A 563-nucleotide genomic window follows, 5' to 3' on the forward strand; every position below is an offset into this window, starting at 1 on the left:
CAGCGCGCCGGACGCGGAAGTCGAGGCGCTGTTCTGCTTCACGCACGACCCGTTGGCGTCGGCCGTCGTCGGCGAGGCACACCGGACGGGATCGGAACTGGTTTCGGTCGAGGACGATTCGCTGGGCGAGCTGCGGCCCGCGTTCGACGAGATCCGGCCGCTGGGGCGGGGTTCCGTCGACGACGCGCTGGCCGGTGCCGTGGCGGACCTGCACGAGGCGGGCCGCACAGTCGCCGTGCTGTCATCGCCGGGGGCGCAAGCCATTTGGTCTGCCGACGTGGCGCTTGGCATGATGCCCGAGCCCGGCGACGGTCCCCCGCCGTGGTACGCCGACCTGCTGCTGCCCGACCTGGGGGCGGCCTGGCGGGTGCTGCACGCGCTCCCGGCCGCCCGGGCCGCCGCCCAGCGCGGCGTCGGGATCTCGGCGGGCGCAACGGCGATGGGCTCGCTGCTGATGATCCCCGGTGTCCGTGGCATCGGACGCGGGCCGGTGACCAGTGGCGCCGCGGCCGGCGCGCTGTCGGGATACCTGCTGGCGCGCGGCATCATCCGGGCGGACACGC

At 75.1% G+C, this 563-nt stretch carries 1 pseudogene; it reads left to right on the forward strand.

Annotation, left to right across the window (positions count from 1 at the left end):
* Positions 1-563, forward strand: a pseudogene (locus A9X05_RS31820) (cation-translocating P-type ATPase); the annotation flags it as partial.

It is taken from the genome of Mycobacterium sp. E3298, assembly GCF_001666895.1.
Taxonomy (GTDB): domain Bacteria; phylum Actinomycetota; class Actinomycetes; order Mycobacteriales; family Mycobacteriaceae; genus Mycobacterium.